This is a genomic window from Mycolicibacterium brisbanense (assembly GCF_001570425.1).
GTDB classification, from domain to species: domain Bacteria; phylum Actinomycetota; class Actinomycetes; order Mycobacteriales; family Mycobacteriaceae; genus Mycobacterium; species Mycobacterium brisbanense.
The window spans coordinates 35,784-61,239 of sequence record NZ_BCSX01000045.1; the positions used below are offsets into that span (position 1 = coordinate 35,784).

22 protein-coding genes are annotated in these 25,456 nt (G+C 65.9%); 15 read left to right on the forward strand and 7 right to left on the reverse strand.

What is annotated here, in order from left to right:
* Complete coding sequence (locus tag RMCB_RS25820) at positions 1-765, forward strand: amino acid ABC transporter ATP-binding protein (protein ID WP_029370190.1); 765 nt, start codon at positions 1-3, stop codon at positions 763-765.
* A 425-nt stretch (positions 766-1,190) separates the two neighbouring features.
* Here the strand turns inward: RMCB_RS25820 and RMCB_RS25825 are convergent, their stop codons facing one another.
* Both RMCB_RS25825 and RMCB_RS25830 read right to left on the reverse strand, forming a co-directional pair.
* On the reverse strand, positions 1,191-5,189 hold the full coding sequence (locus RMCB_RS25825) for a phage tail protein (protein WP_234792242.1): 3,999 nt from the start codon (positions 5,187-5,189) through the stop codon (positions 1,191-1,193).
* A 21-nt stretch (positions 5,190-5,210) separates the two neighbouring features.
* Positions 5,211-5,927 (reverse strand): eCIS core domain-containing protein, encoded by a 717-nt coding sequence (locus RMCB_RS25830; RefSeq protein ID WP_062831041.1) that lies wholly within the window; start codon positions 5,925-5,927, stop codon positions 5,211-5,213.
* Positions 5,928-6,365: 438 nt separating this feature from the next.
* Between RMCB_RS25830 and RMCB_RS25835 the strand changes: the two genes are divergently transcribed.
* Genes RMCB_RS25835 through RMCB_RS25885 form a run of 12 tightly spaced genes read left to right on the forward strand, consistent with a single transcriptional unit; the run spans position 6,366 to position 17,602 of the window.
* Complete coding sequence (locus tag RMCB_RS25835; protein WP_029370187.1) at positions 6,366-7,910, forward strand: phage tail sheath family protein; 1,545 nt, start codon at positions 6,366-6,368, stop codon at positions 7,908-7,910.
* 24 nt (positions 7,911-7,934) lie between these two features.
* Positions 7,935-8,381 carry a phage tail protein gene (locus RMCB_RS25840; RefSeq protein ID WP_029370186.1) on the forward strand — a complete coding sequence of 149 codons (447 nt, stop codon included), beginning with the start codon at positions 7,935-7,937 and terminating at the stop codon, positions 8,379-8,381.
* 14 nt (positions 8,382-8,395) lie between these two features.
* The gene (locus RMCB_RS25845) at positions 8,396-8,830 is read left to right on the forward strand and encodes a hypothetical protein (RefSeq protein WP_234792243.1); all 435 of its coding nucleotides are present in this window, start codon (positions 8,396-8,398) and stop codon (positions 8,828-8,830) included.
* The gene (locus RMCB_RS36115; RefSeq protein ID WP_165606325.1) at positions 8,827-8,973 is read left to right on the forward strand and encodes a DUF6760 family protein; all 147 of its coding nucleotides are present in this window, start codon (positions 8,827-8,829) and stop codon (positions 8,971-8,973) included. The genes RMCB_RS25845 and RMCB_RS36115 overlap by 4 nt, the downstream gene beginning before the upstream one ends.
* A gap of 13 nt (positions 8,974-8,986) precedes the next feature.
* Positions 8,987-11,209: a hypothetical protein gene (locus RMCB_RS25850; RefSeq protein WP_062831043.1), complete on the forward strand. Its 2,223-nt coding sequence runs from the start codon at positions 8,987-8,989 to the stop codon at positions 11,207-11,209.
* Between the two features lie 28 nt (positions 11,210-11,237).
* On the forward strand, positions 11,238-11,705 hold the full coding sequence (locus RMCB_RS25855; RefSeq protein WP_036424256.1) for a phage tail protein: 468 nt from the start codon (positions 11,238-11,240) through the stop codon (positions 11,703-11,705).
* Positions 11,698-12,471 (forward strand): CIS tube protein, encoded by a 774-nt coding sequence (locus tag RMCB_RS25860; protein WP_029370182.1) that lies wholly within the window; start codon positions 11,698-11,700, stop codon positions 12,469-12,471. The genes RMCB_RS25855 and RMCB_RS25860 overlap by 8 nt, the downstream gene beginning before the upstream one ends.
* A gap of 5 nt (positions 12,472-12,476) precedes the next feature.
* Positions 12,477-14,291, forward strand: coding sequence for a VgrG-related protein (locus RMCB_RS25865; RefSeq protein ID WP_062831044.1), 1,815 nt, complete (start codon positions 12,477-12,479; stop codon positions 14,289-14,291).
* A 12-nt stretch (positions 14,292-14,303) separates the two neighbouring features.
* Positions 14,304-14,588, forward strand: coding sequence for a PAAR domain-containing contractile injection system baseplate protein (locus tag RMCB_RS25870; RefSeq protein ID WP_029370180.1), 285 nt, complete (start codon positions 14,304-14,306; stop codon positions 14,586-14,588).
* Positions 14,589-14,592: 4 nt separating this feature from the next.
* Positions 14,593-15,042 (forward strand): gp25 family contractile injection system sheath assembly initiator, encoded by a 450-nt coding sequence (locus RMCB_RS25875; RefSeq protein ID WP_062831045.1) that lies wholly within the window; start codon positions 14,593-14,595, stop codon positions 15,040-15,042.
* Positions 15,043-15,044: 2 nt separating this feature from the next.
* Entirely contained in the window at positions 15,045-17,009 is a 1,965-nt protein-coding gene (locus RMCB_RS25880) for a putative baseplate assembly protein (protein WP_062831046.1), read from the forward strand.
* Between the two features lie 29 nt (positions 17,010-17,038).
* Positions 17,039-17,602 (forward strand): phage tail protein, encoded by a 564-nt coding sequence (locus RMCB_RS25885; RefSeq protein ID WP_234792245.1) that lies wholly within the window; start codon positions 17,039-17,041, stop codon positions 17,600-17,602.
* A 1-nt stretch (position 17,603) separates the two neighbouring features.
* Here RMCB_RS25885 and RMCB_RS36305 read toward each other — a convergent pair whose 3' ends face one another.
* From RMCB_RS36305 to RMCB_RS25900, 3 genes are all read right to left on the reverse strand, one after another.
* Positions 17,604-17,858 (reverse strand): hypothetical protein, encoded by a 255-nt coding sequence (locus RMCB_RS36305; RefSeq protein ID WP_062831047.1) that lies wholly within the window; start codon positions 17,856-17,858, stop codon positions 17,604-17,606.
* A gap of 9 nt (positions 17,859-17,867) precedes the next feature.
* Positions 17,868-18,884 carry a C45 family autoproteolytic acyltransferase/hydrolase gene (locus RMCB_RS25895; RefSeq protein ID WP_062831048.1) on the reverse strand — a complete coding sequence of 339 codons (1,017 nt, stop codon included), beginning with the start codon at positions 18,882-18,884 and terminating at the stop codon, positions 17,868-17,870.
* 91 nt (positions 18,885-18,975) lie between these two features.
* A complete protein-coding gene (locus tag RMCB_RS25900; RefSeq protein WP_062831049.1) occupies positions 18,976-19,893 on the reverse strand; it encodes a LysR family transcriptional regulator in 918 nt (305 codons plus the stop codon).
* A 41-nt stretch (positions 19,894-19,934) separates the two neighbouring features.
* Here RMCB_RS25900 and RMCB_RS25905 point away from each other — a divergent pair, with 41 nt between their 5' ends.
* Complete coding sequence (locus RMCB_RS25905) at positions 19,935-20,297, forward strand: CBU_0592 family membrane protein (RefSeq protein ID WP_131805582.1); 363 nt, start codon at positions 19,935-19,937, stop codon at positions 20,295-20,297.
* A 56-nt stretch (positions 20,298-20,353) separates the two neighbouring features.
* On the opposite strand, the gene RMCB_RS25910 is transcribed toward RMCB_RS25905, so the two are convergent.
* Both RMCB_RS25910 and RMCB_RS25915 read right to left on the reverse strand, forming a co-directional pair.
* Complete coding sequence (locus RMCB_RS25910; RefSeq protein ID WP_062831051.1) at positions 20,354-23,251, reverse strand: AfsR/SARP family transcriptional regulator; 2,898 nt, start codon at positions 23,249-23,251, stop codon at positions 20,354-20,356.
* A gap of 205 nt (positions 23,252-23,456) precedes the next feature.
* The gene (locus RMCB_RS25915; protein ID WP_062831052.1) at positions 23,457-24,317 is read right to left on the reverse strand and encodes an IclR family transcriptional regulator; all 861 of its coding nucleotides are present in this window, start codon (positions 24,315-24,317) and stop codon (positions 23,457-23,459) included.
* Positions 24,318-24,522: 205 nt separating this feature from the next.
* On the opposite strand from RMCB_RS25915, the gene RMCB_RS25920 reads away from it, so the two are divergent.
* On the forward strand, positions 24,523-25,443 hold the full coding sequence (locus RMCB_RS25920) for a LipP1 family hormone-sensitive lipase (RefSeq protein ID WP_062831053.1): 921 nt from the start codon (positions 24,523-24,525) through the stop codon (positions 25,441-25,443).
* Positions 25,444-25,456: the final 13 nt, after the last annotated feature.

The following is a 25,456-nucleotide window of genomic DNA, read 5'->3' on the forward strand; positions in this document are numbered from 1 at the left end:
ATGACAACCTCGACGCTGACCGACAACAAGATCGGCCGCAATATCCAGTTGTCCGGTGTCACCAAGAGTTTCGGTGATCTGCAGGTGCTGCGCGACATCACCCTCGACGTGGCCGACGGCGAGGTCGTCGTCCTCATCGGCGCATCCGGCTCGGGCAAGAGCACCCTGCTTCGTATCATGAGCGGGCTGGAAACGGCGACCACCGGCGAGGTCGTGGTCGGTGGAGTGCCGATGCACGACCCCAAACGCGCTCCGGAGATCCGGGGCCACGTCGGCATGGTGTTCCAGCAGTTCAACCTGTTCCCTCACCTCGACGCGCTCGGTAACGTCACCCTGGCCCTGCGCAAGGTGTACAAGATGTCGAAAGAGCAGGCCAACACCAAGGGCATGGAAGTGCTGGCCCGGGTGGGCATGGACGAACGCGCACACCACTATCCGAGCCAACTCTCCGGCGGCCAGCAGCAACGCGTCGCCATCGCACGTGCGCTTGCGGTCAATCCGCGCATCATCTTTTTCGATGAAGCCACCTCAGCGCTCGACCCTGAGCTTGTCGGCGAGGTCACCAACGTCATGCGCAGCCTCGCCGCCGACGGCATGACCATGGTGGTGGTGACCCACGAGATGGGCTTCGCCCGCCGCACCGCCGACCGCGTGGTCTTCATGGCGGATGGGGTCATCGCCGAGCAGGGAGCGCCCGAGGAGCTCTTCGGAAACCCCCAACATCCCAGGACTGTTCAGTTCCTCAGTCGTATCGCCGAGGCCTGAGCGCCTGCCGTGCGCGCGTATCGGGCTTTGCGTCAAGGCCGTGCGTCGAGATTGACACCACGGTCGTGATTTCGTCGTCACAACAGCCCTCACGTCAATCTCGATGACGAGCACCGGGTCGGCTCCACGCCCGACCACCCACCGCTCGTCGAGATTGACACCAGGGTCGTGATTTCGTCGTCACAACAGCCCCCACGTCGATCTCGACGACGGGCACAGCTCGGCCCGACGCCCGACCACCCCTCGCCTCGTCGAGATTGACACCAGGGTCGTAAAACCCGCCCGACAACAGCCCTCACGTCAATCTCGACGACGGGCACCGCTCGGCCCGACGCCCGGCCACCCCTTGCTCGTCGAGATTGACACCACGGTCGTGAAACCCGCCCGACGACAGCCCTCACGTCAAACTCGATGATCGATCAGGCCTACGCCCCGCTGATGAGCCACCGGGCCCCCCGCAGCTTGGCGAGATCAGAAGGCGTGGTTTGCGCAGCCTGCCGGTCAGGCATGTTGTAACCCTCTCGCGGCTGGTACAGCTCACCATATGCAAACGTCAAAGCGGCATTTGGGATCTTCGGTCCCGACGGCATGCTCGGGTCGGCGGGCGCGCGCTCCTTGTCCAAGGTCCGTCGAATTCCCACCAACATGTCTGTGCAAGCTGTGCATGGGCTGAGGTTGCTCCTGATCTCGATCGCGACAATCCGCTCGCGGAAGGCAGATCCTTGCTGCTCCAGGAAGTTGTCGAACTGGCTTTCTGTGTGGCCGGTGTTGGATCTGAAGAACGCAGCGCCACCGGATGCCCAACCGTGAGTCACGACTTCGCGTTGCTGTGGAAGTCCCGTCAAATTCGGTTCATTGGTGCCGACGTACACACCGCCGCGGGGCTTGTTTCGCGACTCCGCAGGTAGCCGGTCGTCAGGGTTGAACAGTTCATAACCCGAACCTCGAGGTGGCGTTGCACCTGTACCTCTCGGTACGGCGCCGGCCATTTCCAACGGTGTACGGGCTGGTGGTTCCGGCTGAGTTTCAGTAGGCAGGTTTCTGGGTGGAACGCACACGGTGATCCTGGCAGTCATCTGCTGTCCGCCACGTGGCTCCTCTGCCATGCGCGCCCGGTTAGGTTGGCCGAATTGCGCCTGGATGCTGAGCAGTTTCGCCAGATTTCGGGCGTGCTTGTCGTTCGCTTTCTCAACATCTTTCGGTGTCTTCGCTGCCGCCAGCTCCTGCGTTGCGGTGTCGATGTTGTTCATCGCGGTGACCGCCTCGGACCGAGGACGCTGCTTGCCCTGTTGCTCTGGAAGTTCCGCCAAGCGGCCCCGATACAACCCGAGGAGGACTCCCAGTTCGGTGGGCTGGCTGGCGACGATCGTCTTGACGTGGCCGTCCTCACCGATCGTGCTGGTCACGGTGTGCCGCTCTGTTCCACCTTCTGGTTGGCGAACCGTGAACGGAGTCTGGTGGCGTCCTGTGATTGCAGCGATCTTTCCCTTGGCCCACTCCTTACCGGCATCCACCTTCCCCTTCACCCACGCCTTCCCGGCAGCCACCTTGGCCTTTACCTTGCTGCCAATTCCCTTGAGCCCGCGGATGATCGGCCCGGCGAGTTTGAGTCCGGTCTTGATGACGAAGTCGATGGCCTTGTTGACGGGCTTCTGCAGGGTGGCGATGATTTCGCGGATCTTCTCGCCGATGCCGCCGATACCGATGGCACTGGCCAAGAAGCCGATCAGGATGGGCACCATCTGCCCGAGCACATCCTCGATCTTGGCGACGACTCCGCCGATGTTGCCCCGGACGATGTCGACAGCCGAGTCGATGACCGTGTTGACGAACTTGAGGATCCGTTCGGCGTTGTCGACGAAGAACATGATGATGTCGTAGATCAGCTTGCAGGCCTTGATGAATGCCGCGGCCGGGTTCAGCAGTCCGATCAGCCAGGTGATGCCGGCCGTGATGATCCGGGTGACGACGAAGTCTTTCACCTTCTCGAGGATCATCTCCTTGATGTCGCCGAGCTTGTCCATCAGCATCTGCCACAGCCCGGCCAGCCCCGTGGATGCGATGGTCCGGAAGATCTCGACACCCTTCTCTATCGCGGCCATCGCCGGCTCGCCGATCTGCTTGACCAGCCGGTTGCGAATGTTGGTCCAGGTCAAGCCGAACAATGACAAGAGCAGTTTGATGATGCCCTGCAGGTCGAACTTTTCGGGCAGCTCTACGCCGCCCTCGGCGAGCGCACCGAACAACCAGGTCATCAAGCCCTTGCGCAGGTGCTCCAGGATGTTGTCCTTGAAGCGCATGATGCCGCCCTTGACCCCGTCGATCAGGTTGCCGAGGAACCGCACCGGGTGCTTGACGATGTCACCGACCACGCTGGCCACCCGCGCCAACGTGTTCATCAGCATCGATGTGAGTTTGCGGATGGTCTCGATGACTGCCTTAATCGCGCCGATGGCCTTGTCTACCAAGCCCTTGTTCTCGGCCTGCAACTCCTCGATGCGGTCGTCGAGACCCTTGCGCGCTTCGACATACTTGGTGGCCAGGGTGTCGACCAGGGCGTCCTGCTTGGAGTTGACGTCACTTTCCAGTTGCTCGAACTTGTCGTTGATCTCCTTTGACGCCTCGGCGCCCACCTTCTGCAGGTCGGCAGGCAAACTCTTGACGTACGAGGCGATCTCGGTACGGCCGGCCGCGATGCGCTTCTTGGCTGCGGTCAGGTCGTTGCCGACGATGTCGGCCACCCGGGAGATCACCGTGTCCATCTGCTTGAGGTACAGCTCGCGGCCCGCTTCGTAGAACCGGTTGACCGCGTCCGGCATGCCGACCAATTTGTCCTTGGCCCAACGTAATCCGCCGAGCCAGCCGCTGTAGCGATCCGCCTTGTACGCCGCCATCTTGGCAGCGACAAACGTCTCGAACGATTTGCGAGCGCTCGCCTCCCCCTCCTCGAACGCCTTCTCCACCTTGGGATCGATGCCGTCGAGGATCTTCTTCACGTCGGCTTCGGTCGCAGCGAAGATCGCTTGCACCTTTGCCGTGACCTCGGCCCGTTTCGCCTCATCCTTGGATTTGGTCTTGCCCTTGTCGGCGACGAGGTGGGCCAGTGCCGCGGCTTTCGAACCCTGCATGCCGGCGATCCCGGCGGTCGTCGCCGCGGCGGCTTCGTTCTTCGACTGGTCGATGGTGTCCGCTTCGTGCTTGCGGTACTCGGCCGGCGCGCTGTCGGCGTGAGCCGCGGCTTCTTTCTTGTCGGTCAACGCCTGCTGGAATTGAGGCTCGTTGGACTCGCCGAGCTGCTTTTCGTCGACATCCGCGTCGGCCATCTCCTGGTTGGCCTGCTGCTTGCCGGCTTCGAGGTTGAGTTGCTCGGGCGGCGCGGGTTTCGGTACTGCGCCGTCGGCCGGGACCTTCGGGGCCGGCGCCTGTTCTTCCGGACCCATCGGCGTCACCGGTTTCGCGACGGCTTTCGAAGTGTCCGGCGCTGCATCCGTGGCAGCCTCGATGTCCTTGGCCTGGCCCTCCTTACCCTGGGTCACCATCCCCTTGATTTCGCCCTTGACCTCGCCGGCCTTACCGGACTCCGCATACGAGTCGGCTTCTTTGAGGGTTTTGGGTGACTTCGCCTCGATCGCCGCTTTTACGGCGGTGATGAACGCTTTCTTGTCGAACGCCCCGGCCTGCTGGGCGTCCATGGTGTCGACCTTGGCCGCCTTGGCCTGCCCTGCGATGTCGTCGGACGGTGCCACCGCCGCGTCCTGCGCCTCTTTGGCTTTCGACCCCGCGGCAGGATGAGATCGCTTGTCGTGAGCCACCGACCGGACACCACCGGCGACAGCACCGAACGCCGGGTCCTGGGCAGGCTTCACTCCTGGCGGCGCCACCGGTGGTTGCAGCAGTTGATCAGCACTCAACGCGGCGGGGCCGGCTGCGGCGCCACCGCCCGGTAGCGCCGCAACGGCGGCCCGGCCACCGGCACCTGCTGTGCTTCCTCGTTTGGCCGGTGCGGCCGCGACCTTGCCCAGTGCACTTTTGGCCGGCACCGGTTTGGGCGGCGGCACAGGCTTTTTCGGCGCGACCGAAGCCGGCCCGAATCCCGTGGTGGTCACCGCCAATGCCGATGCGGGCGGCTTCGGTCCCTCCAGCTCGACGGGAACACCCACGGCCTGCGCGGCCTTCAACCCCTTCTCAACGGTGTCGACGGCAGGCTCGTCGCGGCGCATCTCCCCCAGCGCCGTTTCGATCTCTTCCTTGCCGGGCGCTCTGAGTTTCCCCAGGAGCAGGGCGTTGACCGCAGCGTTGCCCGCCGTCCGCTGCAACGCGGCCAGCCCCGTCGCCCCCGGCTGTGGTCGCGGCCGCCGAGTCTGCGCTCGCCCCGCCACCAGCGCGTCAGTGACCTCTCTCCCGGCCCGCGCCGGCTCGCTCATGGTGCCCCCGGTGGATCGGTCTCAGGCCGATTCTTCTTCGGCCTGCTCTTCTTCGCGCTGCACGAAGGTCTGCGCCGTCTCCTCCTCTTCAGGCGCCTCCTCGCGCTGCACGGACGCTGCCTCGGCCATCCGTTGCACACCTGCCGGTGCCGCCGCGGCCGGCGCCGGGCTGGACATCACGTGATCGGCGTTGGCGACGGCCTCACGCTCGAACCGGTCCGACGGATGGCTGACCTTCACCCCGCCACCGGCGTCGGTACCGTCGACCGGGCCGCTGCGCTGCTGCACCACATGTGTGAGCTCGTGAGCGATCATGTGCTTGCCCGCATCCGAACCCGGGTCGTATCTTCCGCTGTCGAAGACGATGTTCGATCCGACCGTATAGGCCTGTGCATTCACCGATTTGGCTGACGCATGTGCGGCGGCATCGTTGTGCACCCGGACGTCACCGAAGTCGTGTCCGAACCGGCCCTCCATATCGGCACGCAGATCGGCGGGAAGCGGTGCACCGGCCGAGGACACCACATCGTGGACAGGTGAGCGGTCCTCGTCCATCAGCGCCGCCGCACCGGAATTGCCTGCCGCGCGCTGCACGCCCAGGATCCCGGCCGGACCGGCCACGTCGAGCCGGCCCGACAAGGCTGCCCGCATCGCGACCGCCGATTCCGGATCCTCGAGTCGAGAAGCCTTCGGGCGCAACTCTGATGCGCGCTCGTGCTCGCTGTCGTGGGTACGCATGCCGCCTCACCTCCTGAAGGTATGAGGCAACGATCCAGCGCTGCCCGGCACGGCGGAAGACGCGAAAGCGTGTCCCTTTGGACAGCGGCGCATGCCCGAACGGGCGGTCGACGCCGATATCCCCACGCTCGCGCGAAAGCGAACGTCGTCACGCGAACTCTACGGAGATCCGACACCTCCACCGACCTCCTTGCATCGCGGTGAAACGAGCGTCCCGGCTGATGAACCGGCGACAGCTCGTCATGGACGCAATTCCGCTTGGCGGGCAGTCGATTCCGCTCCGCCATAGATACTGCACAGCGTCGAGCTCAGCTCGCCTACAGGGCATGCCTCAAAGTGCACGAACCGTTGCCCGCACGACAGTCCCGGTGCGCCTCGCGGCACCGCCTCGACACGAGCACGATCATGGCCAGCCCATCAGACCATCGAGGAGGCGCAATGCCGACGTATCTGTCGCCGGGAGTCTATGTCGAGGAAACCGACTCCGGCTCAAGGCCAATCGAAGGAGTGGGCACCGCCGTGGCGGCGTTCATCGGCCTGGCCGAGAAAGGCCCGTTCAACAAGCCCACCCTGATCAGCAACTGGACGGAATACCGCAAGACCTTCGGCGGGGCGATAGACGGAGCGTGCCTCGCCGAGTCCGTGGCCGCTTATTTCCAGAACGGCGGCGGCAACTCGTATGTGGTCCGCATCGGGGACGGCGAGGGCGAAAACGGCTCTGCCGGCGCACAACAGCAACTGGTCGCCGGGCCCCAAGGCGTACTGGCCAACTACCGAGTGGTGGCGCTGGACCCCAGCACGCCACCAGACCGGTTACGCCTGGAGGTCGCGGCGTTCCACAGCGACGGCGAGGAGCAGCAGCCCGGTGCGGTCAAGCTGGTCGTGCGGCGGGACGGCCAGACCGTGGAGGAATTCCCCAACGTGACCACTGCCCGGGGGAAGAACAACGTCGCAACCGTTGTCAATGCGGCGTCACAAACCATCAAGCTCGAACAGATCTCCGGGAAACCGACCGAGGATCTGCAGGCCGGCATGCAGATCGCGCTCGCCGCACCGGCTGAGCTCGCCACGACAACGGCACCGGAACGACTCACCACCGACGACTACGTGGGCAACGTCGACGAACGCAGCGGTGTCGCTGGTTTGGAAACCATCGACGAGATCACCATGGTGTGCATGCCTGACCTGCTGACGGCATATCAGCGCGGCGCCATCGACATCGACACCGTGCAGTCGGTGCAGCAGGCGATGATCACGCACTGCGAGCTGATGGGCGATCGGATGGCGATCCTGGATCCGCCGCCGGGATTCAACGCACAGCAGATCAAGGAGTGGCGCGTCGACAAGGCGCGTTACGACTCCAAGTACGCGACTCTCTATTGGCCGTGGGTCACCACCGGGGGTGGCAAGTACCTGCCGCCGTCCGGATTCGTCGCGGGCATCTGGGGCCGCAACGACGACACGCGCGGTGTTCACAAGGCACCGGCCAACGAAATCGTCCGTGGTGCAATCGATGTGGAGACATTGATCACCCGGCGTGAACATGATCTGCTCAATCCTGTTGGCATCAACTGCATCCGGGCGTTCCCGGGTCGCGGCATCAGGGTGTGGGGCGCCCGCACCCTGTCCTCGGATCCGGCCTGGCGTTACATCAACATCCGGCGGCTGTTCAACTACCTGGAGGAGTCGATCCTCACCAGCACCGACTGGGTGGTTTTCGAGCCCAACGACTACTCGCTGTGGGCCAAGCTGCGCCGCACCATCAGTGCGTTCCTGGTCAACGAGTGGCGTAAGGGAGCACTGTTCGGGCTGACGCCCGACGAGGCCTTCTACGTCAAGTGCGACAGCGAGACCAATCCTGCCGAAGGTATCGACGCCGGCGAAGTGGTCTGCGAAATCGGGGTTGCCCCGGTCAAACCCGCGGAGTTCGTGATCTTCCGGCTCTCGCAGTACTCCGGCGGCACCAGCCTCGTCGCCGAATAGCCCACCTGACACGAGGAGACAACCATGGCACTGCAGGACGACGACAGCTCGGTAGGCCACTCATTCGGACTCGAATTCGACGGGATCCAGATCAAGGCCATCACCGAGGTGACCGGCTTGAAGATGGAGCAGGACGTCATCGAGTACAAGTCGAACGTGGCCAAGGACGGCAAGTACAACATCAAGAAGCTGCCGGGCCGGTGGAAAGCCGGCGAGTGCACCCTGACCCGCCCGTTGACCAAGGACGGCAGCTTCGACAAATGGGTCAAGGATTCCCAACTGGGCAAGATGAAGGATGCCCGCAAGGGCGGCTCCATCATCGTTTTCGACTACGAGGGTGAAGAAGTCAAGCGCTACAACCTCACCGCGGCATGGCCCAAGAGCCTGGAACTCAGCTCCATGAAGGCAGGCGACACCAGTGTCATGACCGAGAAGCTGGTGCTGACGTACGAGAAGTGCGAACCCGCCTGATGCGGCGAGGAAATGTGCACGGCAGTTCTGCCCTGGCCGATGGGCCAGGGCAGAAGCCTTCCGATGAGCCGGTGCGCGAACTGCGCACCGAGTTTCCGTTCGTCCTGCCGCGCGGATACGTCGACGCCTCGGGCACCGTGCACCGTGACGGCGTGATGCGGCTGGCGACAGCCCGTGACGAACTGGTGTCCCAGCGCGACGACCGCGTGCGCGAAAGCCCGAATTATCTTGCGGTGGTTCTGATCGGTCGGGTGGTGATGCGCATCGGTGACATCGAGGATGTGCACGGCGGCATCATCGAGAACCTGTTCGCCTCGGATCTGGCGTTTCTTCAGGACCTCTACCGACGGGTGAACCAGGACGGCCATACCCACGCCCGGGTCACCTGCCCGCACTGCAACAACGATTTCGCCGTCGACGTTGCCGGGAGCCGCCTGGGGGAATCGTGACCTGCGGAGCCGACGTCCTCTACCAGGAAGCGGCTTTCCTTGCCTACCACCTGCATTGGCCGCTCGACGACGTTCTCGACCTGGAGCACGCAGACCGGCGACGGTTCGTGCAGCTCACCCGAAACCTGACCGCACAGAACTAGCTGGAGGCCCGTGATGCCGAAGTGGTGGCCCTGGGGACGGCAGCCGGAACCGGTGGCGCCGCCCGCGCCCGCGGCCCGCCCGGAACCGGTGTGGCAGCGCCTCGCCGCCGTCACGCCCACCACCGGCGACATCGAACCGACGGCACACCTCAACGGTTTCACCGCGACGCTGACCACCTCGCACAATCCCGCCTTCACCAGACCGGTGCAACTGCTGGCAGTTGACGAGCACCATCGGCTGCCCGTGTTGGACACCGGACCGGCACAGCCAGTGCCGCCGCCCCCGGTGCCTGCGCCGCAGTCCAGGAACTGGGGACCGCGGCTGCCGAGTGTGCAGCGGGCATATGTCGGCACTCCTGTGCAACGGGACAGCCTGCCGGACCAACCCGCGGCCGCACCGTTGCCGGTCATCGACACCGGCGGCGAACTCAAACCTCAGCGCGCCATGGTCCAGGCCAGCGATCCCGACGAACGCCGGCCTCTCGACGCGGTAACAGACGATGCGACACCCGCCGCACTCCCCGCGCCGCCACCGACCACGGGTGAGCCACTCACCATGGCGCCCACGGCTGTCCAGCAGCCGGTCGTACCGGCGATCCAGCGCCTGAGCACCGACACATCCCCGTCACCGGCCCTCGCGCAACGGGTTGCGGCGACGGCGCCAGCGCCTCTGCCGGCCTCATCGAGCACTGGCCCGTCCACGGCATCCGATGTCCCTGTCGCGCGTGTGTCCGAGGTCTTCACCGCCCATCACACCCAGGTCGAGACCGCGCCGCTGCGCCACCTGCACACCGTCCAGCGCGTCGAGCGGGTCGCGCCGTCCATCCCGACGCTGGCACCGCTTCCCGTGGTGACGTCGACGCCGAACCAGCCGGTGACCCGCGGCCTGCAGGATTCACCGAAACCGTTGTCCACAACGGCAATCCAGCGGATACCCGACGCTGACGAGCCCACTGCCGAAGCCGCCGACCCGGTCCAGCAGCCCGCGCCGGCGGTCGACTTGCCCGTTGTCGACGTCCCGGACGGTGCCCCCTCAATGCGCACCGAGCCTGCGGTTGTCACGACCGCACCGCTCATTGCCCAGAACCCATCCCACGCGCCGGCAGCCGTGCAACGCCTGATGCCGCAGCAGAGTCCGATGCCGCGGCCGTCGGTTGCGCCAACTCCGTCGATGTCTTTGCCTCCGATGCCCTCTGAACCGTCGACGCCTTCGCCGCCGGTGAGCATCGACTCACCCGCAGTAGCCCGCCCGGACGCCGGCACACCGGCAGTCGAGCCCGTCATCGCCACCGAACTGCCGACCGTCATGGCCGAATCACCCTCGGTGAGAGGTGATTACGCGCCACCCTTGGCGCAGCGCTCGTCGACGATGGCATCCGCCGCAGCCGAAACCCATCCGGCTCCCGTACCCCGTGCGCAACCCGTCTCCGCTTTCGCCGAGTCACAATCGCCGACCGTGATGCGCGCGATTGGCGCCAGCCCACAGGTCGCGCCCAACCCGATGCCACCGGTCCCCGTTCCCGCCCGACGCCCGGTCACGCAGGATCCAGTACCACCGACCGATTCGCCGGTCGCACAACGGATCAGCTTGCCCGTGGTGGACAGCACCCCCACACCGACCGCGGTGCCGCCCGTACGCAGATCCCTCCCGCCCACGTCGCCGGCCGTGCAGCGGTCCACCGGGTCGGCCCGGCGGCTCGTGGTGCTGCCTCCGATACGCGGCACGGATGATCCCGGCTCGGCTCCCAGTGTTGCCGCGGGCCGGGCCGACGGAGCCGAAGTGTTCAGCAGTCCTCGCCCGGTCGGCCTGCAGCGCATGTTCGAGGTAAGCAGCCAGCGCGAAGCACATCAGGTCAAGGCGCCCCTCACCAATGTCGAGTCGCCCCCGGCGACACCCACGCCGGAGCCCTGGAACTCCATGGACACAACACAATCCACGGCGATCGCACACGAGTACGACGCGGCCAGCAACACCATCACCTTCGGCTCACCGGGGTTGCAGAGCATTCAGCGCGCGACCGAGGAAGCTGCGCCGGCCGCAGAAACCGCTGCTCCGATCACCGCGGCACCGGCGATGACGTCTGCACCGGCCGCAACGGGTTCGGGTGCCGCGGCACCAGCGAGCACGGATGTCGACGAGCTGGTCAACCGGGTGTACGACGCGCTGGCCGCGCGGCTGCGGGCCGAGTTGTGGCTGGATCGGGAGAGGGCGGGCGCCCTCATGGATCTGCGATGAGCGCTTGCGCGAAGAGGAGACAAACACGATGAGCACGCCACAACTCCCGCCGGGGGATGCTGACGAGGTGTTCGTCGGCGTGTGTTTCGCCGTCAAGTTCGACAAGACCGATATCGGGAAATTCAGCAGCTGTGAGGGTTTCGGCTTGGAAGTGGTGATGGAGCAGCGTGAGGAGGGCGGCAACAACGGCTTGGTCTGGCAGCTGCCGACCCGCATGAAGTACAGCAACATCAAACTGACCCGGCCGGTGGGCCCCGACAGTGCCAAGCTGACGAAGTGGATTGTCAAGGCCCTCAACGGTTTGACGCCGACCACCGGGGAGATCAAGGCGATGGATGCGGCCGGGAATCCGGTGATGACCTGGCAGCTGGAGGGGGTCGTTCCGGTTCGGTGGACCGGCCCCAGCCTGAACCTGGACTCCCCCAAGGTGTTCACCGAGACCTTGGAAATCGCCCACCACGGCTTCACCCCTGAGAAGGGCTCTCCCAATGGCTAACACAGCAGTCGCACTGAAGGCCCCGCCGCCGGACAAGACCGGCGACAGTGCGCCCGACACCTGGTCGCAGCCGCAGTACGCGTTCTTGGAGCTGTGGGAGCCCAAGCACGTCAAGGGCGGCAAACCCGAACTGGGGACGCTGAAGGACAAGCTCACCTTCCAGTTCAACCCGAAAGAAGTGTCGATCACCAAATCTGCGAAGTGGGAACGTAAACCGACCAAGGAGAAGAAGGCAGGCCCACCGGAGTATTCGGGCGCCGAGCCATGCAAACTCAGCCTCGAGTTGTATTTCGATGCCACCGCCAAGGACGGGGTCGACGTGGTGGCCTCGGTGGACAAGCTCTTCGGCTGCTGCGTGCCATGCAAGGAGGTGAAGAAGGGCGAACAGGCCATGCCGTTCCTGGTGGTGTTCAACTGGGGCCAGGTCAAGAGTTTCGCCGCCTATATCAGCCAGGTGCAGGCCAAGTACACCCGCTTCGCCGCCAACGGCATCCCGATCAGAGCGGTGTGCACGGTCAACCTGGAAGAGATCGACGTCACTCCGGATCCCAAGCAGAATCCGACATCAGGATCGCTGTCGGCCGACGACGTCCACACCGTGGTCAGCGGCGACTCGCTGGCCCTGGTCGCCTACCGGGAGTACGGTGACCCCCAGCTATGGCGATCGTTGGCCCGCTACAACAGGATTGACGATCCGATGCGAGTCCCCACCGGTACCCGGCTCAAGCTGCCCAGGCTCGAAGCCCTGACGGCCGCGGTGGGTTGATCGAGATGGCAACCGCAGCAAGCTTTCTCATTGACATCGACGGCACGCCGCTGCCCGACGACATCAGCCCGCTGCTCACCTCCGCCTACGTCGACTCCAGCCTGCGGCTGCCGGACGCGTTCATGTTGCGCTTCCGCGATCCGAACCGGATCGTCATCGAAAAGGCCAAGGTGACGATCGGCGCCAAGGTGAAGATCACTGTCGGTAGCACCCAGACCGACACACCCGAGAAGCTGATCGAGGGTGAGGTGACCGCACTGGAAGCCGAGATCGGTGGCCCCGGTTCGTTCACCATCATCCGCGGGTACGACCCGGCGCACCGGTTGTTCCGTGGCAGGCACACCCAGTCCTACACCCAGACGACGGCATCGGATGCCGTCACCCAGGTTGCCCAGCGCGCCAAGATCCAAGCCGGCCAGATCGAGCCCAGCAAAACGGTTTTCGACCACCTCGGCCAATTCGGTCAGTCGGACTGGGAGTTCCTCGACGGGATGGCCAGACGCATCGGCTACGAGCTGACGGTCCGCGACAACAAGCTGAGCTTCCACCCACGCCAGGACGCCAACACCGCGCCGTCCGACGACGCTCAGAAGACCGACCCGCTGGTGCTGCGCCTCGGCACCGATCTGCTGCGGTTCCGATCGGTCATCACCGCCGCCGAGCAGGTCACCGAGGTCGAGGTCCGGGGATGGGATGTGGCGCAGAAGCGCAAGATCGTCAGCACGTCACAGGCCGCGACCAAGAGCGTGGACCTACCGACGGTGAAACCCGCCGATATGGCCAAGCCGTTCGGGGAGCCGCGGTACGTGGCCTCCGACACCGCCTACCGTACACAGTCGGAGGCAGATACCGCCGCGGCGGCGCTGACCGAGCAGATCAGCAGCTCGTTCGCCGAGATCGACGCTGTGGCACGGGGTAACCCGAAGTTGCGGGCCAATGTCGGGATCACCGTCGACAACGCAGGCAAGCCGTTCGACGGTAAGTACACCATCACCGCCGCACGGCACCGCTACGATCCGGCCAACGGTGGTTACACCACCGCGTTCGCGGTGACGGGACGCCAGGAACGCAGCCTGTACGGTCTGACCGGGGGCGGTGCGCGACCCGCTGCCGGAGCTGGTGTCGTCATCGCACAGGTCAGCGACGCGAACGATCCGACGCACCAGGGCCGCGTGAAACTGACGTTTCCGTGGCTTTCCGACGACTATGTCAGCGACTGGGCGCGCACGGTACAGCCGGGAGCCGGAAAGAACCGGGGCGCCATGATGATCCCCGAGGTCGGCGATGAGGTGCTGGTGGCCTTCGAGCAGCAGGACCCCCAGCGGCCGTACGTGCTCGGTGGACTGTACAACGGCGTCGACACCGCAAATGCCAAGGGCACCACGCTCATCGACACAGGTTCCGGAGCAGTCAACCGGCGGTCGCTGATCTCGCGCAACGGCCACCGCATCGACCTACTCGACGACAACGGTAAGACCGAAGGCATCACGGCCGAAACCGGCGACGGGAAACTGAAGCTGACACTGGATTCCGTCGGCACCCGCATCATCGTGCACAGCGACGGCACCGTGCTGATCGAGGGCCGCAAGGGCATCGTCGTCGACGCCGGCAACAGCGACCTCCAGCTGAAAGGCAAGAAGATCTCCGTCACCGCCACCAACGGCGTCTCGGTGTCCGGCGGTGCGGGTGCGGTGAACGTGGAAACCCAGACCGCTCTCTCGCTACAAGGCACCACCGTCAAGGTTGCGGCGAAAGCTGCCGGCGAATTCAAGGCCGGCGGCCCCAATGTCATCACCGGCGCCCCCGTCAAGATCAACTGAGAGGTCCAGATCATGCCTCCTGCAGCACGTGTCGGGGATATGACCGGCCACCCCGGCGCCATCGGACCGCCCGGCGTACCTACTGTGCTGATCGGCGGAAGCGCGGCGGCGACGGTCGGAACTCCGCACATCTGCGCGTTTCCCGGTGTGGTGCCGCATCCGCCGAATGCGATCATGCCGCCGGGAAGCCTGACCGTGCTCATCGGTGGAATGCCCGCGGCCCGGGTCGGGGACATGACAGGCTGCGGCGCTCCCATTGTCGGACCTGGCAGCCCGACCGTGTTGATCGGAGGGTGAACAGATGACCAACGAATTCATTGGCGCCGGTTGGAACTTCCCCATACAGGTCGATCCCACGGATGCGATCGCGCTCGCCACCGACGTCCGCGACATCGAGCAAGCCATCGAGATCATCATCCGCACCGCGCCGGGCGAACGGCCCATGAGACCCGAATTCGGCTGCCGCATCCAGGATCACCTGTTCTCACCGATGAACGACGCGACGCTGGCGGCGATTGCCAACGACGTCCGGCGGGCGCTCGAAAGGTGGGAGCCTCGCATCGACGTGGAAGACGTGCGGGTGCTGTTCAACCGTCACGATCTGGGCATGGCCCACATCGACGTGGGATATCGGATCCGTGGCTACAACGACGAACGCAACCTCGTCTTCCCGTTCTACGTGATCCCTGACGAGCCAGGCGCACCGGAGCCGGCCGAACTGTCCCCGAGTTACCGGCGGAATGAGGTCTGAGGATGCTGCCCGCACCGAATCTCGACGACCGGACATTTCAGAACCTGGTCGACGAAGCCCGTCGCCGGGTCCGCCAGCGCTGCCCGGAATGGTCGGATCACAACATCTCCGATCCCGGCATCACATTGATCGAGACCTTCGCGATGATGGTCGACCAGCTCATCTACCGGCTCAACCGGGTGCCCGACCGCAACTACATCAAATTTCTGGAACTGCTGGGGATGGAGCTTCGTCCGCCCGGCGCTGCTCAGGGCGAGGCGACGTTCTGGCTGTCCGCACCCCAGCCGCAGACCATCACGGTGCGTGAGGAAACCGAGGTCAGCACCGACCGCACCGACCTCGACGAACCGATCGTGTTTTCCACCATCGAGAAACTCGACATCGTTCCCTGCTCCCTGGACGGCGGCCGGGTCGCGACCCAGTCGGGCGGCGGCGAGCCCGTCCCGCAGAACAACGAACCCGGCACCGAATTTCGCTGTTTCTCAGAGCGTCCCGAGCCCGGTGACGCTCTGCTGATCGGACTGGACTGCGCGGTGCCATCGTGCGCGGTGCTGCTGCGGGTGGACTGCCGGGTGTCCGGCGTCGGTGTCGACCCGACCAACCCCCCATATGTGTGGGAAGCCTGGACCGGCGGCCCGGACTGGGTGCCCTGCGAACCGGGACGCGACGAGACCAAGGCCTTCAACAAGCCGGGCGATGTGATCCTGCACGTGCCACGCGGACATGTCCTCGACTCACCACCCCGGGTCGGTGGCGAAGCCAGAGGCTGGTTGCGGTGCCGACTGGTCGATACCACCCCCGGTCAGTCGACCTACAGCGAATCACCGTTCATCACATCGATTTCCGCGTGCACGGTCGGCGGCACCGCGCGGATCATCAACGCCAGGGTGGTCCGGGACGAGCCGTTGGGGACGTCCGACGGCACCGCCGGGCAACGCTTCGGGCTGCAGCATCGCCCGGTCCTGCCATGGAACGGCACCGCGTTGACTGTCGCTGGTGAGAGCGAGACACCCTGGCAGGCCGTGGAACACTTCGGCGAACAAGATGATTCGAGTCGGTCGTTCCACATCGACCCGGTCGCCGGCGAGATCGTGTTCGGCCCGATGGTCCGCGAAGCGGACGGAGCGGTCCGACAGTACGGCAAGATCCCCCCGCGATCCGCACCGCTGGTCATGTCTGCTTACCGCACCGGCGGCGGTCGCAAGGGCAATGTCGGCGTGGGCCGCATCCGGGTTCTCAAGACCAGCGTCCCCTACGTGGCGCGGGTCGAGAATCGCCGCGCGGCTGTCGGCGGTGCCGAGGCGGAAACGGTTGACGAGGTGAAGGTCCGAGGTCCGATGCTGCTGCGCAGCCGCGGTAAGGCCGTCACCGCCCAGGACTTCGAACAACTGACCCTCGACGTGGCACCAGAGGTGGCCAGGGCCCATTGTCTGACCGCGGTCGACGCCAGGGAAGCAGGGACGGTACGAGTACTGATCGTGCCGCACGTGGCGAGCGACGAGATGGACCTGGTACGACGCGAGGACCTCATCCCCGAACCCGAGACCATCCAGCGGATCAAGAACCATCTGAACCGGCGGCGCCTGGTCGGCGCCCGTGTGGTGGTGGAGCCTCCGCGCTACCGCGGGGTCACCGTGGTCGTGGCACTTGCGGTGCTGCCGGGCTACTCCCGCACCCAGGTGAAAACCGATGTGCAGCGGGCACTCAACAGTCTGCTGCATCCGCTGACCGGTGGCCCCAACGGCACAGGGTGGCCCATGGGACGCGCCGTGCAGGTGCACGAGGTGGCCGCGGCACTCGCCCCGGTCGCCGGGGTGGACATGGGCCGCAAGGTGACAGTGCAACTGTTCGCCTTCGACCCCATCACCGGGGAGCGCTCCACCGAGCCCGCCGAGGTGATCCCGCTGGCGCGCAACGAACTGGCCTACGCCTTCGGTAAACACAGTGTGCGGATGGCCGACCGATGAGAGCGGGAATCGACAACCTAGGCACGCCAATGCCTTTCATCGACACGATGCCGTCGGTGTATTGGGACGACTGGCTGGCCGCCGAACTGTGCGCCGCCTTCGACGAGGTGCTCGCACCGGTGTTCGCGACGCTGGACTGCCTGCCCGCATATCTCGACCCCGGGACCACGCCGGACGACATGCTCGACTGGCTCGCAGGCTGGATAGGTCTGACCGTGGCAGGTCGGGAACCAGCCCACAAACGACAGCTGATCACAGCGGGTGCGGCACTGCTCGGTTGGCAGGGCACCGCGCAGAGCATCCATGACTCCGTTGTCGCCGCGTTCAACCGGGACACCGAGGTCATCGAATCAGGCTCGGCCACTTGGTCACTCACGCCGGACTCGCGTCCCGGTGGTCAGCCGACTCCGGGGCTGCTGGTTCGGGTCACCGTGACCGCCGACGACGAGGTGGATGCGCGCAGCGTCGACGCACTGGTCGACGCGATCAAACCGGCTCACATACCGCATCGGGTCGAACTCGTCATCCGCGCGGCTCCACCTGCGCCTCCTCCGGCCGACGACACCGTCACCGAGTCCCCGGCGGGCGCCTGAGCTACGACCGCCAGCGCTCCCAGGCCGCCTGCTTGGATGTGCCGGACACCTCGGCGACCTGCGCCCACGAGTTCGCCGTCGCCAGCAACCGGGCCGCTTCGCCGACCTTTTCGCCGGTGTACGCCACCACTCGGAGCAGTTCGGCGAATGCCTCGCGGGTGCCCCGCGCGCTCAGCTCATCGATGCTCCGGTAGATGTGCGCCGCCAATTCACCCTCGGTCATGGCGTCCACGGGAGTGTCTGGGTCTGCCGGCATGCGGGCATTCTACGGCGGCGAGGCTACCCCCACGTCGAGACGCAATTCGGCATCGGTCGAATCGAATGACCTCGTCCAGGTGGTTCCCGGCCATCGATAGTGAACGATTCCGGAGTCGGGACGGTAGTCCGCGGTGTACAAGGTGCCGAAGCCGCCGCTGTAGTCGGTGCTGCGCAGCGGGGTCCGAAGGAATTCGCGAGCCACAGCATCCGGGTCCGGGCAATCGCGCAGCACCTCGGTGAGACGCGTCCGACGCTCCACGCTGCGGAAGCGCTTGGCGTGCAGCGGATCATCGGGGTGGTCGAATCGGTGATTGGTGGCCAACGGCACAGCGCGCACTTCCATCGGCCGGCCCGGAGCGACGTACGCCGTGCGATGGCACCTCGTCGAATCGGTCAACGTCAGGTTGTAGGACATGGAGACCGGCACGCCGGACAACGCGGACAGGGCGTCGGGAACTGTGCCCGCAACCTCGAGCAAATACCGCACCACAAGCGGGATCCCGAAGCCAGGTCCGGACCCCTTGGCGCCGCCGAATGTCAGTGACACCGCCAGACCGTCGGAGTTCATCCCGTCCAGCAGGCCCCACAGACAGTCACTGGTGCCGGTCACCGCGCGGTCCCCGAGCCGTGTGGTCAGCACGACCTGTTCGAAGAGGTCCGGATGATAGTCGTAGTTGCGGATCAGGGCCCGGCTTCCGGGCCCTGTTCGCCCTCCTCGCGTGCGGGTGTCGACGACGGCTTGCGAGCAACCCGGCGCGAACGCGGGCATGTTCCAGTGGGTGAGCATCGCCGCCGTGGTCGGATCGCGATCGGTCAGTGCCACGAGGTGCTGCCACGCTGGATGCAGCTCTGGCATGTACCGCAGCAGCGCAGCTTCGGCTTGGGCGACGGTCGGACGGCGACCGGACCCTGGCCGTAGATACCAGGCGCGGTAACCGGGCCAGGTCGCGTCGTACAGCGCACGCCACCGCGGCCCCGGTACGTCTTCGCGGAATGCGTGCAGGCTGATCGATTGGAACACCATGCGTCAAGGTTTACTTGACGCGATCGCATCCGTCAAGAAAACCCTGACGCCCCGGCAGCGCGGGCGCGCGAAGGCAGCCGATATCCGCGAGTTAGGCCTGGCCGACGTCGATCTTCGACAACGCATCGCGTATCAGGGCCGTGACCGGGGCCAACAGTCGGTGCGCCTGCTTACCCCGGAAGTGGCTCCGCAGCACGATCCGACGGGTTCCGAGGCCTGGAACATCCAGCGTCTCAACACCTTTCAGCGACATACCATGGAGCGCCAGCGTCGGGATGACCGCCATTCCCTCCCCCGCTGCGACCAGTGCGAGCGCAGTCTGGGTCGCAAAGTAGCGGTGGATTGTCGGCTGATCGATTCCGGCCACCCGACGCAACCGCAATAGAGCCTGCGCACTGGCGTCCCCCGGCCCCACCCCGAGCCACGGGAGCTTGATGCGGCCCAAATCCGCCGTGTCGGTCAGCAGGGTGCCCGCCGGGACAACCAGCTTCCACGGTTCGTCGGTCAACGGGATTTCCGTAACGCCACTCGGCAGCGACTTGGGCGGTTCGCCCGCGTCGAATTCGATGACCGCAGCGTCGAGTTCGCCGGCCTTGAGTGACCTCAGCAGCGCGTCGCGGTCGGCTTCGACCACCTCGAAGTGGACACCAGGCAGATCCCGCCGCCACTGCGCCAATGCCGGCGCGATCACCACCGAGAGAAAACTCTGGAAGCCCCCGATGCGCACAGCTCCCTGCAGCTCGGTACCGCCGTGGTCGAGCCGCGTCCTGGCCTCAAGCAGGGTCCGTTCGATTTCCTGGGCCGCCTCGGCCAGCACCAGCCCCTCGGCCGTGAGCGCCGAACCCTGCGAGGTCCTTGTCATGAGCGTGCAACCGGTTTCGCGCTCAAGGTGGGCAATCTGCTGCGACACCGCAGAAGGGGTCATGTGCAGCACATCTGCGGCCGCCAGGACGCCCCCGGTGCGGGCGACGGCCAGCAGGAAGCGCAGTCTACGCGGGTCTATCGACATTCAGGAATGCTAAACAAGACATCAAGATCTATTCAATTGTCATGAATGAATTCAGCGGACGATACTGGCGCAGAGATTGCATTGTTGAGAGAAACGGAGTCTTGGCGATGTTGGCAGCGATCCTCGGCTGGCTTGGAACAGTAGGGACTTTCGTTGCATACGTACTGGTCGTCCGCGGTCGGCTGATCGCAGATTCCTGGCGCTACGGGCTCCTGAACGCACTCGGTGGCACCTCCGGCGCGATAGCAGCGGCGCTGTACGGCGCGTGGCCCAGCGCCGTGTCGAATGTCATCTGGGCCAGTGTTGGCTTCGTTACCGTCGCCTCCGCCACAAAGACCTTCCTGCCGCTGCCCGGCCGTGAGAAAGATCACGGGCACCCCACGCCCTCCCCGGCCGACGCCTGATCGCGCCGGACGCGCGGCCGAGACCGGCGAAACCTGGTGCCCAGCACTGCGTCTGGTCACAAATGTGACGGTTCCAGGTCGGCCTGCATCCGCGCGTACTCGTGGCGCACCAATTCGGCGGAGCTGTGGTCGCCCAGGGCCTCGTGCAGTTCGGCCAGTACCGCCCAGGCGGTGTCCTGGTATGGCTCAAGCTGTACCGAGCGTTGCGCCATGACAAGCGCCTGCTCGAACTCACCGAGGCCGCGGTGATCCGCTGCGAGTGCCGCGGCGGCGGCCGCGGCCGCGCGCTGCAGCCGATCACGTTCCGCGTCAAGGTAAGACGAGCCCGAGATCTCCGGCAGAAGTTCGCCGGTGTACAGGTTCATCGCCTCATGCCGCGCGGTCATCCGGCCGTGCAGATCGCCGCGCGCCGACGCGGCGGCCGCCCGGGCCAGGGCATCGGTAAAGTCCCGGACGTCGACGGTGGATCGCTCCCCCAATTCCAAGCGATAGGACTCGCCGCGGCGACCGATGACCAGATCCGCCTGACCGAACATGGTTCGCACGCTCGACACCGCCACCTGCAGTCGGTGACAGGCCACCTGGTGGTCGACACCCGGCCACAGGATGTCTTCCAGGAGTTCGCGGTGATGGTCGTGCCCCGGCGCCGCCGAGAGGATCTGCAGGACCCAACGTGCCTGCGGCCGAAGCTGATTCAGCCCGACGACCTCGCCGTCGATCGCGATGCGGTATTCGCCGAAGCAGGTGATCGCGACGGGGGGCAGGCTGGCCTCGACCACCTCGGCCGCGGTGGCGACCGCGCCCCGGGGCGCGTCGGCGTCACCGTGACCCAGCAGCGGTACGCCGAAGGTCTCGGCCATCCGGGCAGCTTCGGCGATCCCCTCACCGGCGCGCGCCGACGCCAGCAGGCCCAGCGCCACCGCCTGCGCACCGCGCGATCGCAGCGCCTGGCCGGCTTCCACCAGTTCCCGGATCACGGGCTCGGTGTCGTTCGGATCCGTCGCCACCAACCGGCACCACAGCTGCAGCACCGGCGCACCGAGTTCACCGAATATCCGGTTGGCACCGTCCAATTCGCCGCTGCCGTCCTGGCCGACTCGCTTCTTGGCAAGACCCGCCGCAAACAGCAGCAGGGCCGCGCCCCATCGGTCCCCCACCCGTTCGGCCGCGTCGACGATGTCCGAGCAACTGTCCAAGCGCCACAGCGCATCCCGCGACACGATCAGTGACACTTGCTCCAGCCCATGGCAGAGCCGCGCAACCCACGGCAAACCCTCGTTGTCGGCTGCCACCGCGATGGTGCTGAACCGTGCGGACGGATCGGCGGCGGCGCCGTCGAACAGATCGAGCGCGGCCAGTGCGAGGTCTGCACCGACCGCCGCCAGTACGTCGACGGGTCCCTCGGCCGGTACCGTGCCGGCGATCGATTCCAGCAGCGCTCTCGCTGTTCTGAGCTCGCCCGCAGCGATCGCCGCAAGCCCACAGGTCAACTGTTCGCGAGCATCCGCGCACCGGTGGTCGCCGGTGAAATCAGGTGAGCGGACCAGGGCTTGGCGCAACGGCGCGCTCCAGTGGTGGGCCAGAGTCCCCGAACCCGGCGCCCGCCTGGCCTGGTCGGCGGGCAGCCAAGCCGACGCCACAGCGGATTCGTCGCGGCACATCTGCTGATAGTTGGGCTCGTCGTACAGCGTGCGGGCGTGCCGGTAGGCCTCGACGGCACGCGTCAATGCGCCTTCGCGGACCAATCGCCGCGCGTGGGCCAGCGCCAACCACGGATCGTGCTGCCAGGTGCTGGCCGGCAGCAAATGGGCGTCATCGAGCGCCGTCGCATCGATACGCGGTCCGCCGGTGTCCTGCACCAGTCGCGACACCGAGGCCCAGTCGCCGGCCTTCGCAAAAGCCCGTGCCGCCGAGCGGGTCTCGCCGAGCGATTCCAGGACGCCTGCACTCTTGCGGTAGCACTCGCGGGCAGCTGCCGGACCGTACTGCTCGACCAGCGCCAGCTCCAGATGCGACTGCAGCACCTCGTGATAGCGGAAGTAGACGCCGCCGTCGTCGGTGAAGGTGAACAACTGGGCACTTTCCAGGTCTTCGAGGATGCGGTGACTTCCGGTGATCCCCAGCAGGGCGTCGCAGGCCGTACCGGAGAGCCGTCCGAGCGTGCAGGTTCGCAACAAGAACTCGCGGCGATCAGCGGGGAGTTCAGCCAGCACGTTGCGGGTCAGATAGGAACGCACCAGTTTGGACCGGCCGCCGAGGCCGGCGACGGCCTGATGACGCTCGACCGCGGTGCGCCCGACGGTGGCCAGGTGGAACAGCTGCAGGCCCGCGGCCCACCCGCCGGTGCGGCGCGTCAACGCCGCGGCGGCCTCCGGACGCAACGGCTCGCGGTAGACCGAGGCGAACAACTCCTCGACCTCCCAGGACCGGAAACGCAAGTCGTCACTTCCCGTTTCGGAGATCGACCCCGACACCCGGATGCGGGAGATGTTGAAGTCGGGCATCCGGCGCGACCCGCAGATCAGTTGAAGGCCCCGCGGCCGCAGCGAGATGAACTGCTCCAACGCCCGCTCGGCCGGGGTCTCCGCGATCTCGTGCACATCATCGAGGATCAGGACGCCGCACACGCTCGTCCTGCGATCCAATGCGGCCAGAAGGTCGGCCATCGAACGCGCGTCGCCGGTATCGGTCACCGCCGACAGCGCCGCCGCCAGGTGCGCGACCATCCGAGGTTCGGTCGAATCGTCGGAGGTGATCCGGTACCACCCCACCGGCCGGGTCGACGCCGTCGCGACGTGGGCCAGCAGGGTGGTCTTGCCACACCCCGCGGGCGCCACCACGAGATCGACATTGGTTTGCGAGCCGGACAGCAACGGCCCTTCCAGCCGGGCCCGGGAGAGACCCGAAACCTCGGGCACCCGGAGCTTTTCCTGCAGCACAACGCGTTCAATCATGGTTGTTCGTCCATCTGTCCGAACAATCGACGCTTCCCGCCGGACCGCGCTTCATCTTTGCCAGTGATCCTTGCTCGCGTTTCCTGTGGAATACCTTGTGGCGAGCATATGGCCGGGGTCGGCATGCGGGATCGAGTAATGCACTACTCGAATTTTCGGCGCGGGCCTATGAACAGATCGGCCCCCTTGCCGAACAGAACTCGGTTCAGAGGGTCGGCTTGGGGCAGGTCGGCATCAGATGGTCGGCGGCGTTCGATCCGGTGCGCTTTCGAGGCCGGTGCCGCGGGCCCGAGCAGCCGAGTGCGACATCGTCCAGATTGCGCCAGATCTGCAGAGCCGTGATGCGTACGGGCGCGGCAAGCCGGTTGTCGAACGGCAGTCGGTCGACCGGTCCGCACACCGACACCGCGGCAACGGGCCCGTCGATCGGCCCGACCGGGGCTGCTACACATCCGAATCCGGGGACACACTCCTCGTGGTCGAAGGCGACACCGCGGGCCCTGATCTCGCTCAGGGCGACCCGAAGCTCTGCCGGATCCGTGATCGAGTAGTTGGTTTTGCGGGCCAGCTCGTCGCCCTCGAGGCGCTCCAGCCGGGCGAGCGGGCTGTAGGCCAGAATCGCTTTGCCCACACCTGTGCAATGGGCCGGTTGACGCGAGCCGACCTGCGTCGGAATCGACAGTCCCATGCGGCCGCCCACCTTCTCGAGGTACACGACATCGGCGCCGTCGAGAATCGCCAGATGTACCACCATGCCCGTGGCGCGATGCAGATCCCACAAGAAAGGTGCCGCGGCCCGGTACACGCGATTCTGATGTACGGCACGGTGTCCCAGTTCGATGAGTTTGGTTCCGAGCTCGTACTCGTGTCCGGTGCGGAGCAGCCACTGCAGCCGCACCAACTGATCGAGCATGCGGTGTGTGGAGGAGCGCGGCAGGCCGGTCCGGCGGGCAATTTGGGCCAAGGTCAGGCGAGTGCCACCGTCGAAGGCATCCAGCAGCGCTGACACTCGTCCAATCGCGGCGATCGGCGGGGTATCGGGGCTGTCCTTGACGGCCGGCACCATGACTGTCTCCTCATCTTGATCATGAAATCGCTTCCGGCGCGTTCGTTCGGTTTTGTGCCGGGCATTGTGATGGTGCAGTGCACGGGACATTCTCGTCGTCCGTTGTCCCGCTCAGCGGTACAAGTCGTGCGTAATTTCAGCCCCGCGATGACGATCTTCACCCATGACGCACTCGGCACCATCGCGGGCAGGGACGCGCGAGCACATGCGGCTGGATCCTGAAATCGCCGAGCTGCTGCCGGTCCTCAACACCGGCTTCCCCGCCGTCGAGACCATGACGGGCGCTCAGGCCCGCGCCGCCGTCCGGGCACGGTTCCGCCGGCCCGCCCGACCACGGCCCGTCGGTGCGGTACGTGACAGCGTGACACCCGAGGGTATACCGGTACGAACCTATTGGCCTGCAATGCCTTTCACCGGGCCACTGCCGTTGATCGTGTTCGCCCACGGGGGCGGGTTCGTGTTCTGCGATCTGGACACCCATGACGACCTGTGCCGGTCGCTCACCAACGACGTCGGGGCCGTCGTGGTATCGGTGGACTACCGGCTGGCCCCGGAATCGCGGTGGCCCACGGCCGCCGAGGATGTGTACGCCGCGCTGTGCTGGGCCGCTGAGCATGCCCGAGAATTCGGCGGCGACGCGGCCCGGTTGGTGGTCGCCGGTGACAGCGCCGGCGGCAACCTCGCTGCGGTGACGGCCGTCCTGGCGCGTGATCGAGGTGGACCCCGCATCGCGTGCCAGGCCCTGCTGTATCCGGTGATCGCCGCCGATTTCACCACGGAGTCCTACCGCCGGTTCGCGACCGGGTACTACAACACCGCTGCCGCCATGGCGTGGTACTGGGATCAGTACGTTCCGGGCATATCGGACCGCACCCATCCGTATGCCTCACCGCTGCGGGCCGACCTTTCCGGGCTACCCCCGGCGGTGGTGCTGACGGCAGGCTTCGACCCGTTGTGCTCTGAAGGCGACCACTATGCCGAAGCCCTTGCAGCCAAAGGTGTTCCGGTGACCCATCGGCGCTACTGCGGCGCGATCCACGGATTCATGACCATGCCGGTGCTCACCCTGGCCGGCGAGGCCCGACGCCAGGTGGCCACCGATATCACGTCCGTGGTGAACCGCTGAGCGGATGACTAGC

Bases quoted from the DNA above. Each gene is read 5' to 3' on its own strand.
- RMCB_RS25820 (WP_029370190.1), top strand. From the start codon at position 1: ATGACAACCTCGACGCTGACCGACAACAAGATCGGCCGCAATATCCAG.
- RMCB_RS25825 (WP_234792242.1), bottom strand. From the start codon at position 5,189: ATGAGCGAGCCGGCGCGGGCCGGGAGAGAGGTCACTGACGCGCTGGTG.
- RMCB_RS25830 (WP_062831041.1), bottom strand. From the start codon at position 5,927: ATGCGTACCCACGACAGCGAGCACGAGCGCGCATCAGAGTTGCGCCCG.
- RMCB_RS25835 (WP_029370187.1), top strand. From the start codon at position 6,366: ATGCCGACGTATCTGTCGCCGGGAGTCTATGTCGAGGAAACCGACTCC.
- RMCB_RS25840 (WP_029370186.1), top strand. From the start codon at position 7,935: ATGGCACTGCAGGACGACGACAGCTCGGTAGGCCACTCATTCGGACTC.
- RMCB_RS25850 (WP_062831043.1), top strand. From the start codon at position 8,987: ATGCCGAAGTGGTGGCCCTGGGGACGGCAGCCGGAACCGGTGGCGCCG.
- RMCB_RS25855 (WP_036424256.1), top strand. From the start codon at position 11,238: ATGAGCACGCCACAACTCCCGCCGGGGGATGCTGACGAGGTGTTCGTC.
- RMCB_RS25860 (WP_029370182.1), top strand. From the start codon at position 11,698: ATGGCTAACACAGCAGTCGCACTGAAGGCCCCGCCGCCGGACAAGACC.
- RMCB_RS25865 (WP_062831044.1), top strand. From the start codon at position 12,477: ATGGCAACCGCAGCAAGCTTTCTCATTGACATCGACGGCACGCCGCTG.
- RMCB_RS25870 (WP_029370180.1), top strand. From the start codon at position 14,304: ATGCCTCCTGCAGCACGTGTCGGGGATATGACCGGCCACCCCGGCGCC.
- RMCB_RS25875 (WP_062831045.1), top strand. From the start codon at position 14,593: ATGACCAACGAATTCATTGGCGCCGGTTGGAACTTCCCCATACAGGTC.
- RMCB_RS25880 (WP_062831046.1), top strand. From the start codon at position 15,045: ATGCTGCCCGCACCGAATCTCGACGACCGGACATTTCAGAACCTGGTC.
- RMCB_RS25885 (WP_234792245.1), top strand. From the start codon at position 17,039: ATGCCTTTCATCGACACGATGCCGTCGGTGTATTGGGACGACTGGCTG.
- RMCB_RS36305 (WP_062831047.1), bottom strand. From the start codon at position 17,858: ATGCCGGCAGACCCAGACACTCCCGTGGACGCCATGACCGAGGGTGAA.
- RMCB_RS25895 (WP_062831048.1), bottom strand. From the start codon at position 18,884: ATGGTGTTCCAATCGATCAGCCTGCACGCATTCCGCGAAGACGTACCG.
- RMCB_RS25900 (WP_062831049.1), bottom strand. From the start codon at position 19,893: ATGTCGATAGACCCGCGTAGACTGCGCTTCCTGCTGGCCGTCGCCCGC.
- RMCB_RS25905 (WP_131805582.1), top strand. From the start codon at position 19,935: ATGAATGAATTCAGCGGACGATACTGGCGCAGAGATTGCATTGTTGAG.
- RMCB_RS25910 (WP_062831051.1), bottom strand. From the start codon at position 23,251: ATGATTGAACGCGTTGTGCTGCAGGAAAAGCTCCGGGTGCCCGAGGTT.
- RMCB_RS25915 (WP_062831052.1), bottom strand. From the start codon at position 24,317: ATGGTGCCGGCCGTCAAGGACAGCCCCGATACCCCGCCGATCGCCGCG.
- RMCB_RS25920 (WP_062831053.1), top strand. From the start codon at position 24,523: ATGCGGCTGGATCCTGAAATCGCCGAGCTGCTGCCGGTCCTCAACACC.